Consider the following 15456-nt stretch of genomic DNA (forward strand, 5'->3'; position numbering starts at 1 on the left):
ATTTTTATTATACGTTTTTACCCTGTTTTTGTCAATACACAATTTCGTATTATGCTAATTATATACTTTGTATACAATTATGATATAATTTTCGACATATTTTCACAGATATATCTTATCTATCGGACCGCCTGCTATCTGTTCCATGCTCCAGTTATAATCCTGTAACCAAAAGTTTATTTTATCACCAGCTTCTGACTTACAAAAAGCCCGAAAAGGCTTATACCTTTCCGGGCTTTGGAAATTTACATCAATTCAGACAAGATCTGCAGCTTATTTGTAAAGCTCAACCAGTCTCTGTAAGTGCTCATAACGAGCCTTTGCAGCTTCCTCAGATGCAGCAAAGAGTTTCTGTGCTCTCTCTGGGAAGGATCTTGTCAGACGGCTGTAACGTGTTTCGTTGTTCAGGAAATCCTGGTAAGAACCATCACCTGGCTTAGATGTCAGTGTGAATGGGTTCTTTCCTTCTGCTTTGAGTGCAGGATTGAAGGAGAATAAGTTCCAGTAACCAGCAGCTACTGCTTTCTTCATCTCATCCTGGCAGTGGTTCATTCCACCTTTAACACCGTGTAACTCACATGGAGCATAACCGATGATTAAAGAAGGTCCGTTGTAAGCCTCTGCTTCAGCTAATACTTTAACAGCCTGAGCCATGTTTGCACCAAGAGCGATCTGTGCTACATATACATAGCCATAGCTCATAGCGATCTCTGCAAGGCTCTTCTTGCCGATATCTTTACCAGCAGCAGCGAACTGACAAACTTCACCGATGTTGGAAGCTTTAGAAGCCTGACCACCTGTATTGGAGTACATCTCAGTATCGAATACCATAACGTTTACATTATGTCCGGAAGCAAGAACATGGTCTAATCCACCGAATCCGATATCATATGCCCAACCATCACCACCGAAGATCCATACGGACTTCTTAGCGAGGTAATCTTTCTTATCAAGAGCTGCCTTAGCGTCTGGGCATCCAGCTGCTGCAGCTTTCTCTAACTCTGCTACAAGAGCTTCTGTTGCAGGTGTATTTGCTTTTGTATCGTTCTTTGTCTCAACGAATTTATCAAATGCAGCCTTTAACTCAGCGCTTGCTTTGTCAGAAGCAGCACATTTCTCAGCGCTTGCGATAGCCTGATCACGTAATACTTCCTGACCGATCTGCATACCTAAACCATGCTCAGCGTTATCCTCGAATAAGGAGTTAGCCCAGGCCGGTCCTTTTTTGCTGTCTTTGTTTACTGTATATGGTGATGTAGCAGCCGGACCACCCCAGATAGAGGAACATCCTGTTGCGTTGGAGATGTACATATGCTCACCAAATAACTGAGTAATTAAACGAGCGTATGATGTCTCTGCACATCCTGCACAAGAACCTGAGAACTCAAGTAATGGCTGGTTGAACTGAGAACCTTTTACAGTGTTGTCTGCTGGCATACCAGGTTTCTTGCTTACGTTAGCAACTAAGTAATCGAATACTGGCTGCTCGTCTGCCTGAGATTCCTGTGGAACCATCTCGATAGCACCAACCGGACATACTGTGATACACTCGCCGCATCCCATACAGTCTAATGGAGATACGCTCATTGTGTATTTGTACTCGCTTGCCTTTGGTTTTGTATCAGCAACTTTGATATTGGAAGGAGCTGCTTTTACTTCATCCTCACTTAACATGAACGGACGGATTGTTGCATGAGAACATACAAATGCACACTGGTTACACTGGATACATTTCTCTGCATTCCATGTAGGAACTGTTACAGCTGTACCACGTTTCTCGTATGCTGCTGCACCATGCTCGAACTGTCCATCAGGGTTGCCCATGAATGCAGAAACTGGTAATGAATCACCATCCATTAAGGAGATCGGGTTCATTAAATCTTCTACCATCTTAACTGTCTCTGGACGACCTGTTAATTTCTTAGGAGCCGGATCTGCTGCCGGGTTAGACCAGGAAGCCGGAACCTCTACTTTATGAACTGCATCAACACCAGCGTCGATTGCTTTGTAGTTCATCTCTACGACTGCATCACCCTTCTTACCATAGGATTTCTTAGCAGCCTGTTTCATGAAATCTACAGCCTCTTCGATTGGCATTACGTTTGCTAATTTGAAGAATGCGGACTGTAAGATTGTGTTTGTACGTTTACCCATACCGATCTCGATAGCTTTATCGATAGCGTTGATGGTGTATAACTGAATGTTGTTGTCAGCGATGTATTTCTTAGCAGCAGCATTTAAATGATGCTCTAATTCTTCATCTGACCACTGGCAGTTGATCATGAATACTCCGCCTGGTTTTACATCCTGTACCATCTTGAATCCTTTTGTTACATAAGATGGGTTGTGGCATGCTACGAAGTCAGCCTGATTGATGTAATACGGGCTTCTGATTGGCTTGTCACCAAATCTTAAGTGAGAAATTGTGATACCACCAGTTTTCTTAGAGTCATACTGGAAGTATGCCTGGATGTATTTATCTGTGTGGTCACCGATGATCTTGGTAGAGTTCTTGTTAGCACCTACAGTACCATCTCCGCCGAGACCCCAGAATTTACACTCAACTGTACCTTCTGCTGCAGTGATTGGAGCCGGTTTTACTTCCGGTAAGCTTAAGTTTGTAACATCATCAACGATACCGATAGTAAATCTGCTCTTTGGAGCATCTTTCTCTAACTCTTTGTATACTGCGAATAAGCTTGAAGGTGGTGTATCTTTAGAACCTAATCCGTAACGGCCGCCTGTTAATACGATTGTATCAAGACCTGCCTCACGAAGTGTGGTTGCTACGTCTAAGTATAACGGATCACCGAGTGCACCTGGCTCTTTTGTTCTGTCAAGAACAGCAACTTTCTTAGCTGTCTTAGGAAGAACTTTTAAGAATGCCTCAGATACCCATGGACGATATAAACGAACTTTGATAAGACCGACTTTCTCGCCCTTAGCTGTTAAGTAATCAATTACCTCTTCAGCTACATCATTAACAGAACCCATAGCTACGATAACACGGTCAGCATCTTCTGCTCCGTAGTAGTTGAATAAATCGTAGTTTGTTCCTAATTTCTCGTTGATCTTAGCCATGTATTTTTCAACGATTGCCGGTAACTCGTTGTAAGCTGTGTTACAAGCCTCACGATGCTGGAAGAAAACGTCTCCGTTCTCATGAGAACCACGCATAGCCGGATGCTCCGGATTTAATGCATGTGCACGGAATGCTTCAACTGCGTCCATGTTGCACATTTCTTTTAAGTCAGCGTAATCCCATTTCTCGATCTTCTGGATCTCGTGGGATGTACGGAAACCATCGAAGAAGTTGATGAATGGAACTTTTCCTTCGATTGTTGCAAGATGTGCAACCGGGCTTAAGTCCATAACTTCCTGTGGGTTGGTCTCACATAACATAGCGAAACCTGTCTGACGGCAGGCATATACGTCACTGTGATCACCAAAAATATTTAAAGACTGTGTAGCAACTGTACGTGCAGATACATCGAATACACATGGAAGCTGCTCACCTGCGATTTTGTACATATTCGGGATCATTAATAAAAGACCCTGTGAAGCTGTAAATGTAGTTGTTAAAGCACCTGCAGCAAGAGAACCGTGAACGGCACCTGCAGCACCTGCCTCAGACTCCATCTCTACGACTTTTACCTGATTACCAAAAATGTTCTCCTGTCCTGCTGCAGACCACTGATCTACGGTATCTGCCATCGGGCTGGATGGTGTAATTGGGTAAATAGCTGCAACATCAGTAAACGCATAAGCTACATGAGCTGCGGCTGTATTACCGTCCATTGACTGTTTTGCTCTGGACATTACTTATTCCTCCTTATTTTTGAAAAAATAAATGTGATACTGCATCACCCCATACTCCTGTGTGAAAAGCACAAAATGATACAATTTATCGACTTGAGTCATATTTTAGCATAGAATTCACCAAAAGAAAAGGTCTTTGACTGTACAAAAACAAGTGCAATCTCACATATATTTTCTTTCAAATTCTTCCAGTGGAATCGGTCTGTCAAATAAATATCCCTGTCCGTACAAAAATCCACAGCCACGCAAAAACTGAAGCTGCTCTTCCGTTTCAATCCCTTCAAATATCACTTCTTCTTTTGCAGAGTGGATAAAGTTTCCCATCTGTGAAACAAAATTCCGCTGTTCTTTTAAATTAATGCGGTCGGTAAAACTTTTATCGATTTTCACCACATCCGCCGGTATCTCAAGCAGCACGCCAAGCGAGGAGTATCCTGTTCCAAAATCATCGATCGCAATGCGGAAACCGAATTTTTCAAGTTCTGAAAGCACCCTTTTTAACTCATCTACATTTTCTACCACAACGCTCTCCGTAACTTCCACCTCAATATACTTCGGATCGATTCCATAATGATCCGCCATGCGTTTTAAGCGTCCGGCAAAATTTTTTCCACCGCTTTCAAAGTTGCGTCTCGAAAAATTGGTAGATATCGTAAACAGTTCTTTTCCTGCCTTTTTCCATCTTTTCATCGCACGCAGAAGCTGCTCATAAATGTAAAAATCAAGATCCACCACATATCCGATGTTCTCAAGCGGAGGTACAAATCTTCCCGGCATGATCATCTCACCGGTCTTTGTACGCCATCTTGCTAATGCTTCTGCCCCATATATTTTACGTTCTTCCAGATTAAATTTCGGCTGCAGATAAACTTCAAGTTCCCCTTGCTGCATGGCACCATAAAAACGTCCTGTAATCTGGATCGCATCATCGCGTTTCGCTCGCATTTCTTCCCTATATACACAGATTCCGGAGCCACCCTGTTCTTTTACCAGTTTACGCGCCAGATTTGCGCTCTCCAATATCGTATCAAATTTTTCATTCAGATTTTCAATATGACAAATTCCTACCGAAAGTCTCAGCGTGCCGGAAGGATAGCGTTTTTTTAATTTTTCCTCGTAATGTTCTGTGCTCCATGCAACGAGTTTTTCTATTTCACTCTGATCTTTTCCTTTTAAAAGGAGGATAAAATAGTCAGAATACATCCGGCATGCCAAAAGCACTCTTTCATTTGTCTGTATACCCCCAGCAAAATCTTTTAAGATGGCATCTCCGGTCTGTTGTCCGTAGTTTTCATTTACATATGAAAACTTATCAATATCTATATGGACGAGAGCATAGTGTTCCTGCCCCTGTTTTGCTTCTGCTAAAATATTTTTCAGTCTATATTTAAACGCCTCTAAATTGTACAGTCCGGTAAGCTGGTCACGATCCTGCAGATGACGGATTTCTTTCTGATCATCCCTTAACTTATTGCGCAGTGATACAAAAACGGATGTTACTCTGGCAAGTTCACAAAACGTTGTTCTGTCCGCACTCTCAAAATAATTCTGTCTGTTTTGCACACCAAAATACAATCCTCCTGTCTTGCTGCCGGAATATTCAAATTTTGCTACTGCAATCTGCGTGATACGGTTTTCTCCTGTATTCCAGTTTTCAAACGACAATCTTTTATAGTGTGTTTCATCCGTATCATTCAGTATGACAAAATCTCCGCTGCCCGCTTCCACAACTTCGGTACGAATCGGCTTTATAACATTTTTTTCATAAATCTGTCCAAATGTACTCCAGTAATTGGTCAGCGTCATCTGCGAAATTTTTTCATCATATTCAAAAACTGCCACCATATCCAGATGATACCGCCTGCCGATTCTTTCAAGCAGCACATTCAGGGAACCATTCATATCTCTCGCATGAGATAAAAGCAGAAATGCCGTATTTAAAAATTCTTTGTCCATCCCCTGCTTTTTTTCATAATCTACATCTTTCCCACAGGTATCAATATTGCGTTTCATATGAACTGTCTTATTTTTCCCCGCAAATGCATAATTGCTTTTTCCACTACGTTTGATCGCGTACATTGCACGGTCTGCCTGGTCAAACAGCTCTGTATAACAATTTCCATCCTGCCCGGACACCGCAAGTCCCACACTCATCGTCACATGTATGACCGCATCATCCCCGACCAGTTTTTTTTCTCCATGTCTGCAGAGTTCTTTTGCCTTTTGTTCCGCCTGTTTTAAAGTCGTATTATCCATCAGTACAAGAAATTCATCCCCGCCGACTCTTCCCACCAGTTTATGATCCGGAAACTGTTCTTCTAAAGCCGAAGCAATATCTGAAATCACCGTATCCCCCACCGTATGTCCGAACGTATCATTAATACTTTTAAAATTATCGATATCGATCAGAAACAATACATGTGTTCCTTCCGGATACTCCTTCAGTATTCTCTCCGCTTCCTCACCGGTTGCAACTTTATTGTAAAGATGCGTCAGCGGATCTCTGCGCATCTCTTCGGAAAGCTGCTCCTGTATCTTTCTGTCAGAACTGATATCATAACTTCTTCCAATGATCTTTAAAATTTTTCCGTTTGTGCCCCGGATACTCCGGTACACGGTCCGGTACCAGCAATATTGTGGTATTCCTCCTCCAAGGGCTGTATTCATCCGGTAGTCAAATGAACCTGACATCTCCCTTTCGGATGCATTCTGAATCACTTCCCGGTATAACGTCTGTTCATCTTTATGGATAAAAGCAAGCCACTTTTCAATTTCCATATAATCCTGATCATCTTTTTGCAGACGTCCATTGATATGGTATTTGTGCGGAATCCGGAATCTTTTTCCTTTCACATCGTACTCAAAAGGTACATCATCCGTCACTTCCTCTAACATGGAATACTGTTCATTTAATAAAAGCAGCTCATCTTCCAGTTCTTTCCTGTCATTGGTATTCTTACAGATCAAAAGGTAATACGGCACGGCATCCTTATAATAATAGATACTGCACCAGAATTTTACCCAGCAGATCTGCCCCTGCCCTGAAATAATTCTTACCTCGATCTCTTCCGCCCTTTTCTGTTCCCGGCATTTTTCAATCATGTCTTCAAAGGCACCTGCATCCTGCAGATAAACACAGTCGTAAAAGTCACGGTTCCTGTCCGGTTCCGCCTGTTCCCCATGTCCTATCGCCTTCATAAACTCCGCATTTGCGATATCGATCTGCAATGAATGTCCACCTTTTAATACTGCAACCCCCATCGGAAACTCATAGATCAGTCCCTTTCTATTTTCCTTCTCCATTTTTTCTCCATTCGCGTATGTAAAAACCTGTTTTCAAGCATGTTGACTCTCTTGCGTTCATTATATCATGCGCAGAACCAGCACATGATCCCATTCACCGTTCGTCAATCATGCAGGCATGTTGACTCTCTTGCGTTCATTATATATCATCCTTCTTCCAAAATCCATGTAATTTCCAAAACTTGGTGTTTTCCCATAAAAATAGGAAGTTTCGGTTGCAATCTCCCCACTTTTCTAGTATGATACGAATTGGTGCAATTACGGTATAATGGCGGTTTGCAACAGCATCCGCACAATCAATATTAACAAATCAGGAGAATAACAACTATGATCAGTGCAAATAACGTTACGCTTCGGATCGGCAAAAAAGCCCTGTTCGAGGACGTCAATATTAAGTTTACTGAGGGAAACTGTTACGGTCTTATCGGTGCAAACGGTGCCGGAAAGTCCACCTTTTTAAAAATTTTATCCGGTCAGTTAGAACCAACCGGAGGTGACGTTACGATCACACCCGGCCAGCGTCTTTCTTTCCTGCAGCAGGATCACTTCAAATATGATGAATATACGGTTCTCGATACTGTCATCATGGGTAACAAACGCCTCTATGACATCATGAAAGAAAAAGATGCCATTTACATGAAAGAAGACTTTACGGATGAGGATGGTATCCGTGCGAGTGAACTTGAAGCAGAGTTTGCCGATATGGACGGATGGAATGCAGAATCTGACGCTGCAACACTTCTCAACGGTCTTGGTATTCCGACCGAAGAACATTATACACAGATGGGCGATATGCCTGGTCCTTTAAAAGTCAAGGTCTTACTCGCACAGGCATTGTTCGGTAATCCGGATATCCTTCTTTTAGATGAGCCGACCAACCACTTAGATCTCGATGCGATCAACTGGTTAGAGGAGTTTTTGATCAACTTCGAAAATACAGTCATCGTGGTATCCCATGACCGTTATTTCTTAAACAAAGTCTGCACCAATATTGCAGATATTGATTACGGCAAGATCCAGCTGTATGCAGGTAACTACGATTTCTGGTATGAGTCCAGCCAGCTTCTTGTAAAACAGATGAAAGAAGCCAACAAGAAGAAAGAAGAAAAAATCAAAGAGTTACAGGACTTTATCTCCCGTTTCTCTGCAAACGCTTCCAAATCCAAACAGGCTACTTCCAGAAAACGTGCTTTAGAGAAGATCCAGTTAGATGAGATCCGTCCTTCCAGCCGTAAATATCCATACATCGATTTCCGTCCGAGCCGTGAGATCGGTAATGAGGTTTTGTCGGTAGAAGGCATCACAAAAACCATCGATGGTGTTAAAGTTCTTGATAATGTATCTTTTATCGTTGGACACGATGACAAGATCGCCTTTGTCGGCGGCAACGAGCTTGCAAAAACAACACTATTTAAGATCCTGACCGGTGAAATGGAGCCGGATTCCGGTTCTTACAAATGGGGTGTTACCACAAGCCAGTCCTATTTCCCGAAAGATAACACAGAGATCTTTGATACCGATCTTCTGATCGTTGACTGGCTGACACAATACTCCGAAATCAAAGATGCAACTTATGTACGTGGATTCCTTGGCCGTATGCTTTTCGCAGGCGAAGACGGAACGAAAAAGATGCGTGTTCTCTCCGGTGGTGAGAAGGTGCGTGTACTGCTCTCCCGCATGATGATCATGGCTACGAACGTCCTGATCTTAGATGAGCCGACTGACCATCTGGATATGGAATCTATCACCGCATTAAACAACGGACTGATCAAATTCCCGGGTGTTGTACTTTTTGCTTCCCGTGACCATCAGGTCGTTCAGACAACTGCAAACAGGATCATCGAGTTCCTGCCGGACGGAACATTCATCGATAAAGTTTCTACTTACGATGAGTATCTTGAAAATGATGAGATGGCAAGAAAACGTCAGGTATATAATATGTCTTCTGACGATGAGAACGATAACTAAAAAAATAGCACTGACCAGAATAAGATCTGGCAGTGCTGTTTTTAATTTTTCCTAAAATGTGGTCCATTTTAATGTATAAGAACCAGATGACGCTTTGCTCATACGCTCTACCTTGATGTAGTATGTACCAGACGGCAGATCAAATTTTGTTCCACCATTTGCCAAACTGATATACCATCCATCTTCCGGATATAATCTGGTAACTTTTGAAATAGCAGAAACTTTTTTTCCATTGTTTTTACCAGAAAATACTTTTCCATCTTTATTATAGAAAGTTATCTTAAAACCATTTTTTTCATTTGTTCCATTTGTGTTTGCGAGATAATACAGATTCAATTTAGCACTCTTAGTCAGTTTGATTTTATACCAGTCTGCCTTACTGTCACCGTATGCAATAACACCTGTCACTTTCTTTCCTTTTGAAAGTGTTTTTGCTTTTGATTTTGAACTTGCAGATGAATCTTTAATAGCTTTTACAGTAGCTGTGATTTTTGTACCTGCATTACACTGCACTGCAAAATAATATGTAGTATTCTTCTTTACACCATACGTTGTGGTATTGTAAATCTTGCCGGCATAATCATTTCTCCAGATTTCATTTTTCTGACCGATCGTCTTTTTATTTTTATTGCAAAATGTAACATACCCCTGGGAATTATTGTAATAAGAAGAACTGCAGTCAAACTTTAAAGTTACCGTACCAGTCACGGATGGTTTGAATTTGATATAATTTACCTTCAAATTCCGTCCGCTATAACACTGTGTATCTTTAATTGTAACTGTAGACTTTCCATTCCCTTTAAAAGAAAGTCCGGCTGCCTGTGCTTCTGTCGGAGCTGCCACTGTAAATAACGTAACTGCCATAACTGCTGTCAAAAACATGCAAACAGCTCTGTGAAAAAATGTTTTTCTGGTTTTCATAACCAATCCTCCTTGTTTTGCGGAGCAAAATGCGACTGCCTTTGCAGGAGCAGAGGATTTTCCTCCTTGTTTTGTAAATAATCATTTTCATTTTACCACAGTACTCTGCTGCCGTCAAGTTCTTTTATATGATTCAGTACCATTTTCCCATATATTTAGTTGTGATTTTAGCTAATTTTACTTTCAATTCATTCACATCCGCAACAATACAGTCTGCCCCGGCAGTTTCAAGTTCCATTCTGTCACCATAGCCATACAAAACACCGATCACATACATGCCATTTTCTTTTGCACCAATCACATCATGTTTTCTGTCTCCCACCATTACTGCCTGATCAGCAGTGATTTTAAGTGAATCCAGGGCGTAGCGGATCACATCACCTTTTTTACTTCTGCTGCCGTCTAATGTACTTCCTGCAACAAAATAAAAATATTGCTCAATTTCAAAATACTTAAGGATCTGTACAGTATATACTTCCGGCTTCGATGTGGCAATCGCGATCTTTTTTCCGTGTGAAACAACTGCTGCAAGCAATTCTTTCATTCCGTCGTACAAAACATTTTCAAAAAGCCCCTGGCTGCCGAAATATTCCCTGTATTTTCCGACTGCCTCCCGGCTCTGTTCCTCTGAAAATCCATAAAAATCCTGAAAAGAATCCAGAAGCGGTGGTCCAATAAACTTCTCTAATGTATCTAAATTTTCAACCTGGATTCCATAATACGAAAGTGCATGTGCCACCGCCTTTGTGATTCCCTCTTTCGGATCTGAAATCGTTCCATCCAGATCCATAAAAATATATTCCGGTCTCATTCTGCTCTCCATCCTCTTTTGTTTGTTCTATTGTAACATACACAGCTCTTTTCTGTCCGTTTTTTTACATTTTCATTTTAATCTCCATTCGTACATGTGAAAAGTCTTATTTTTTAGTCTCTCAGTCTATCGATATTGCGTTTCAAGGACTCTACCGCCGCATCGATATCCGACCGACCCGTATCTCTGCTGAGTGTCATCCTGACCGTTCCTGCTGCATAATCCTCCGGCACCCCAAGTTCTTTTATCACATAAGAAATCCTGCTTTCACCTGTATTACATGCAGAACCCCCGGAGGCACAGATCCCATCCTCATCTAAAAGGATCAGCAAAGATGCCCCGTCCACTCCCTTGAAACTGACAGATACATTTCCGGGAAGTCTTTTCGTCCTGTGACCGTTGACACGGACATCCGGAATCTCATGCACGATCTTTTCGATCAGATAATTACGCAGCATCGTCTCCCGGTACATTCCGGCCCGCATACCTTTCGCAGCAAGCTCCGCCGCCTTCCCCATCCCGACGATCCCGGCAATATTCTCCGTTCCGGCACGTTTTCCTTTTTCCTGTGAACCACCGTGGATAAAGGATGGGATCTGCACGCCTTCCCTGATATATAAAAACCCAACACCTTTTGGCCCGTGAAATTTATGGGCACTCGCACTCAAAAGATCCACCGGATAATGACGCACTGAGATTGGCACCTGCGCATATGCCTGCACGGCATCCGTGTGAAACAGTACATCCTTTTCCCGCGCGATTTTGCCGATAGAAAAAACCGGTTCGATCGTCCCCACCTCATTATTTCCAAACATGATCGTAATCAGTGTCGTATCCTCCCGGATTGCACGATATACTGCTTCCGGTGATACCATTCCATATTCATCCACGTCCAGATAGGTCACTTCATATCCTAGTTCCTCTAAATATTTACAGGAATTTAAGATTGCATGATGTTCTATTTTGCTTGTAATGATGTGTTTTCCCTTGTGCTTATACTCTCCTGCAATACATTTTACTGCCCAGTTGTCCGACTCCGAACCACCGGATGTAAAAAAAATTTCTGACGGTTTTGCCTCCAGTGTACCGGCAATTGTTTTCCTTGCCTTTTCTAACGCCTGTCTTGATGTTTCCCCATATCCATACATTGTGGATGCGTTTCCAAATTTTTCTTCCAGATACGGATCCATCGCCTCTTTTACTTCCTCTGACATCTTTGTTGTCGCGGCATTATCTAAATAAATTACCTTTCCTTTATTTTCAATCGAACTCATTTTCTCTCCACTTCCTTCATATATTAAAATGAACTAAGTCCGGATTTTCCGGCAGACTTTGGAGGTTTCTATTGAAAAAATTATATTCCACCAAAAGTACGCTTTTAACCGGAACCCTCTTTCTCACCCTCGCCGGAATCCTCACCCGCATTATAGGTTTCTTCTATAGGATATTCTTATCGCGTACCATTGGTGCAGAAGGTCTCGGCATTTATCAGCTCATCGCTCCTGTAACCGCCATCTGTTTTGCATTTACCGCTGCAGGGATCCAGACCTCCATATCCAAATTCGTTTCCATGGAAGTTGGAAGAAAAAATGATGCCGGTGCCAAAACCTATCTTTCGATCGGGCTTTTTATCTCCTTATGCCTTTCCACACTCTGCAGCTTTTTTCTCTATCATTATGCGGATTTTATTGCTGTTTCCTGGCTTGGTGATAAGCGGTGCACGCCGCTCCTTGCTGTGCTCTCCTTTTCCTTTATCCCATGCTGTATCCATGCCTGTATCAACGGTTATTATTATGGTCTGAAAAAAACGGCTGTCCCTTCACTCTGCCAGTTGACCGAACAGTTCGCCCGCGTTGGAAGCGTTTACCTGATGTACCAGATCGCCGTCAGCCAAGGAAAATCTTTAACGCTTTCCATGGTCGTCTGGGGAATCGTCTGCGGCGAGGCGGCGAGCACACTGGTATCGGTCAGTGTTTTCCGGATCTCCGATGGAAACCGGCGCACCCCCGGCAAAAGCAGGAAAAATCTCTATACCTGCACCAAAAATCTGCTCTCCATGGCAGTTCCCTTAACCTCAAACAGGATCGTTCTAAATTTATTTGCAGGGTTTGAAAATGTCATGCTGCCAAACCGCCTGTTAGCTTTCGGCTATACCCAGTCGGAAGCACTCAGTGTTTATGGGATTCTCACCGGAATGGCAATGTCTGTCATCATGTTTCCGTCCGTGATCACAAACTCCGTGTCTGTTCTTCTGCTCCCGACGATATCAGAGGCACAGGCCGCCGGGAAAAGAAATAAGATCCTCTACACCATAAAAAAAACGATCGAGTCCTGCCTTTTACTTGGCTTTCTCTCGACCGCGGGATTTCTTGTCACCGGAAATTTTCTCGGCAATTTTTTATTTAACAATGCGCTTGTCGGGACCTTTATCGCAACGCTCGGCTGGCTCTGTCCGTTTCTGTATCTCAGTTCTACCTTAAGCAGTATCCTGCATGGGCTTGGTCATCCCGGCATCACCTTTGAATTAAACCTGGTCTCCTGCACGATCCGGATCCTGTTTGTCCTGCTCGCTGTCCCGGTCTGGGGAATCAGAAGCTATCTTTGGGGAATCCTTGTCAGTCAGGCGGTCACGGCACTGTTGTCCATCTTTATACTTTTAAGGAAAACCGCCGGATACACATTCGGCAGGAATAATATAAAGACACAAAAATAACCGCACAGTCTGGTAAACCGTGCGGCATTTTTGTCAAACCATATGTCGGACTAACAGCTGTTTTCTTTAACACATCATGCTGTATTCCTGTAATTTTTTCTTTGCCTCCGGGCTTAAGTATTTCGGAACCTGGATCTGTACTTTCACATACTGGTCTCCGTGTATGGACGGATTCTTTCTGGAAACGATCCCTTTTCCGCGCAGCCTGATCTTGCTTCCATCCTGCGTTCCGCCCTTGATATTGCAGTCCACATCCCCGTAGAGTGTATGGATTCTTGCTTTTCCGCCAAGTGCTGCTGTCACATACGGGATCGTAACGGTCGTATAAACATCAAGTCCTTTCCGCTCGCAGCCATTCTTTGGACGGATCTTTATCTTTAAGAACAGATCGCCGGTGGTACCGTCAGCACCGGTATGACCTTTGCCTTTCAGCCTTAACTGTTCCCCGTCATCCATGCCCGCCGGTATGCGCACTTTAAATGACTGGATTTTTCCGTCACTGCCACTTAATCTTATGACCTTCTCACAGCCAAGTGCTGCCTCATCAAAATCCACCGTCACCTCCGCTTCCACATCGCGCCCTCCGCGAAAGTGGCTGCCGCTGTTTCCTCCGGTAAATTCCCGGTAAAACCTGTCTCCGCCAAAGCCATGCCCCGATGCATTACCCCTGCTGTTTCCTCCAAAGAACTGGCCAAACATATCGTCCCAGAAATCACCCGCCTCGCCGTTTTCAAAATGAAACCCGGAAAATCCTCCTCCATTTGCAGCACGCCTTGCCTGCTCCTCCGAGAATCCTTCCTCAAATGCAGCCATTCCGTACTGATCGTAAAGTTTCTTTTTCTCCGGATCATTTAACACAGAATATGCTTCCGTGACTTCCTTAAACTTCTGTTCTGCGTTCGGATCGTCTTTATTCGTATCCGGATGATATTTTTTTGCAAGTTTCCGATATGCTTTCTTTATCGCGGACGCATCCGCATTTTTATCAATTCCAAGTACCTCATAATAATCTCTTTTCATGATCGCACTACCTCCAATCAAAACAAAAACAGAGAGACATCACGCATCGCCTCTCTGTTTTCCCCGGTCATCCCGGTAATCTATCTCTCCCATGGCGATGTGCTTCGCTTTCCTGTTTGGGATTTTAGTTTTTATTTTTATTGCAATCATACTATAGCACTTGTTTTAGCACTCGTCAATAGAGAGTGCTAATAGTTTATAAATATTTTATTCATAATTATTTCTCACTTCATCCGCACCCATATAGATCACATTTCTCTGTGGAACAATGCCGCTCTTTCGAAACAGATCCCTGACTGTGACAAATTCATAGCCCTGTTCTTTTAAAGCAGGAATGATCGTCTTTATTGCCTCAACTGTCTGCGTATTGCCTTCCATATCATGCAGTAAGATAATAAATCCGGGCTTCGCATCCCGAAGGATCCTGTCTGCCCGCTCTTTCGCTGTCACAGAAGGCTCCCAGTCCTCACAGCCATATCCGCAGATAAAAGTAAGATCAATCAGATCATACATTTTCTGGTTATAACTGATATACGGAGGCCGGAAGAACTCCGGTTTTTCTCCCGTAATACGCACGATCTGTTCCGTCGTATAGCTGACCTCGTCCAAAATCTCCCGGTCATTAAGTTCCGGCATCCCCGGATGCGTTTTGGAGTGATTTTCGATTGAACACCCCATATCATATGCACGCCGGATCAGGTACTCCGACTGCTCTGTAATTTTCTGTCCAATCAGAAAAAAACTTGCCACGATATCGTTTTCCTTAAGCACATCCAATACCTGATCCGTAATTCCCGGTGTCGGTCCGTCATCAAAGGTCAGTGCCACAAATTTTTTCTCCGTCATACAACTCCTCTTTTCTGAGCCATTTACACACTACTGCCTCATTCTCGCCTTTTCT

At 43.0% G+C, this 15456-nt stretch carries 9 protein-coding genes; 2 read left to right on the top strand and 7 right to left on the bottom strand.

Annotated features, from left to right (window positions below; all coding sequences use genetic code 11):
* Nucleotides 1-273 precede the first annotated feature (273 nt).
* Nucleotides 274-3819: a pyruvate:ferredoxin (flavodoxin) oxidoreductase gene (nifJ, locus tag RIL182_RS13655; protein WP_006857953.1), complete on the bottom strand. Its 3546-nt coding sequence runs from the start codon at nt 3817-3819 to the stop codon at nt 274-276.
* A 162-nt stretch (nt 3820-3981) separates the two neighbouring features.
* The gene (locus RIL182_RS13660; protein ID WP_006857954.1) at nt 3982-7122 is read right to left on the bottom strand and encodes a bifunctional diguanylate cyclase/phosphodiesterase; all 3141 of its coding nucleotides are present in this window, start codon (nt 7120-7122) and stop codon (nt 3982-3984) included.
* A 327-nt stretch (nt 7123-7449) separates the two neighbouring features.
* Between RIL182_RS13660 and RIL182_RS13665 the strand changes: the two genes are divergently transcribed.
* Nucleotides 7450-9090 (top strand): ABC-F family ATP-binding cassette domain-containing protein, encoded by a 1641-nt coding sequence (locus tag RIL182_RS13665; protein WP_006857955.1) that lies wholly within the window; start codon nt 7450-7452, stop codon nt 9088-9090.
* A 51-nt stretch (nt 9091-9141) separates the two neighbouring features.
* Here RIL182_RS13665 and RIL182_RS13670 read toward each other — a convergent pair whose 3' ends face one another.
* The 3 genes from RIL182_RS13670 to RIL182_RS13680 form a co-directional block, all read right to left on the bottom strand.
* Complete coding sequence (locus tag RIL182_RS13670) at nt 9142-10011, bottom strand: hypothetical protein (RefSeq protein WP_015560359.1); 870 nt, start codon at nt 10009-10011, stop codon at nt 9142-9144.
* A 133-nt stretch (nt 10012-10144) separates the two neighbouring features.
* Nucleotides 10145-10822, bottom strand: coding sequence for an HAD family hydrolase (locus RIL182_RS13675; RefSeq protein ID WP_044999257.1), 678 nt, complete (start codon nt 10820-10822; stop codon nt 10145-10147).
* Nucleotides 10823-10935: 113 nt separating this feature from the next.
* Nucleotides 10936-12096: a cysteine desulfurase family protein gene (locus tag RIL182_RS13680; RefSeq protein ID WP_006857956.1), complete on the bottom strand. Its 1161-nt coding sequence runs from the start codon at nt 12094-12096 to the stop codon at nt 10936-10938.
* Nucleotides 12097-12167: 71 nt separating this feature from the next.
* Here RIL182_RS13680 and RIL182_RS13685 point away from each other — a divergent pair, with 71 nt between their 5' ends.
* Nucleotides 12168-13535 (top strand): polysaccharide biosynthesis protein, encoded by a 1368-nt coding sequence (locus RIL182_RS13685; RefSeq protein ID WP_006857957.1) that lies wholly within the window; start codon nt 12168-12170, stop codon nt 13533-13535.
* 66 nt (nt 13536-13601) lie between these two features.
* Here the strand turns inward: RIL182_RS13685 and RIL182_RS13690 are convergent, their stop codons facing one another.
* The gene (locus RIL182_RS13690) at nt 13602-14555 is read right to left on the bottom strand and encodes a DnaJ C-terminal domain-containing protein (RefSeq protein WP_015520323.1); all 954 of its coding nucleotides are present in this window, start codon (nt 14553-14555) and stop codon (nt 13602-13604) included.
* Nucleotides 14556-14762: 207 nt separating this feature from the next.
* Complete coding sequence (locus RIL182_RS13695) at nt 14763-15401, bottom strand: polysaccharide deacetylase family protein (protein ID WP_006857959.1); 639 nt, start codon at nt 15399-15401, stop codon at nt 14763-14765.
* Nucleotides 15402-15456: the final 55 nt, after the last annotated feature.

The sequence above is a fragment of the Roseburia intestinalis L1-82 genome (assembly GCF_900537995.1).
GTDB classification, from domain to species: Bacteria; Bacillota; Clostridia; order Lachnospirales; family Lachnospiraceae; genus Roseburia; species Roseburia intestinalis.

Coding starts and splice junctions, on each gene's coding strand:
- nifJ (WP_006857953.1), bottom strand. CDS start 3,819: ATGTCCAGAGCAAAACAGTCAATGGACGGTAATACAGCCGCAGCTCAT.
- RIL182_RS13660 (WP_006857954.1), bottom strand. CDS start 7,122: ATGGAGAAGGAAAATAGAAAGGGACTGATCTATGAGTTTCCGATGGGG.
- RIL182_RS13665 (WP_006857955.1), top strand. CDS start 7,450: ATGATCAGTGCAAATAACGTTACGCTTCGGATCGGCAAAAAAGCCCTG.
- RIL182_RS13670 (WP_015560359.1), bottom strand. CDS start 10,011: ATGAAAACCAGAAAAACATTTTTTCACAGAGCTGTTTGCATGTTTTTG.
- RIL182_RS13675 (WP_044999257.1), bottom strand. CDS start 10,822: ATGAGACCGGAATATATTTTTATGGATCTGGATGGAACGATTTCAGAT.
- RIL182_RS13680 (WP_006857956.1), bottom strand. CDS start 12,096: ATGAGTTCGATTGAAAATAAAGGAAAGGTAATTTATTTAGATAATGCC.
- RIL182_RS13690 (WP_015520323.1), bottom strand. CDS start 14,555: ATGAAAAGAGATTATTATGAGGTACTTGGAATTGATAAAAATGCGGAT.
- RIL182_RS13695 (WP_006857959.1), bottom strand. CDS start 15,401: ATGACGGAGAAAAAATTTGTGGCACTGACCTTTGATGACGGACCGACA.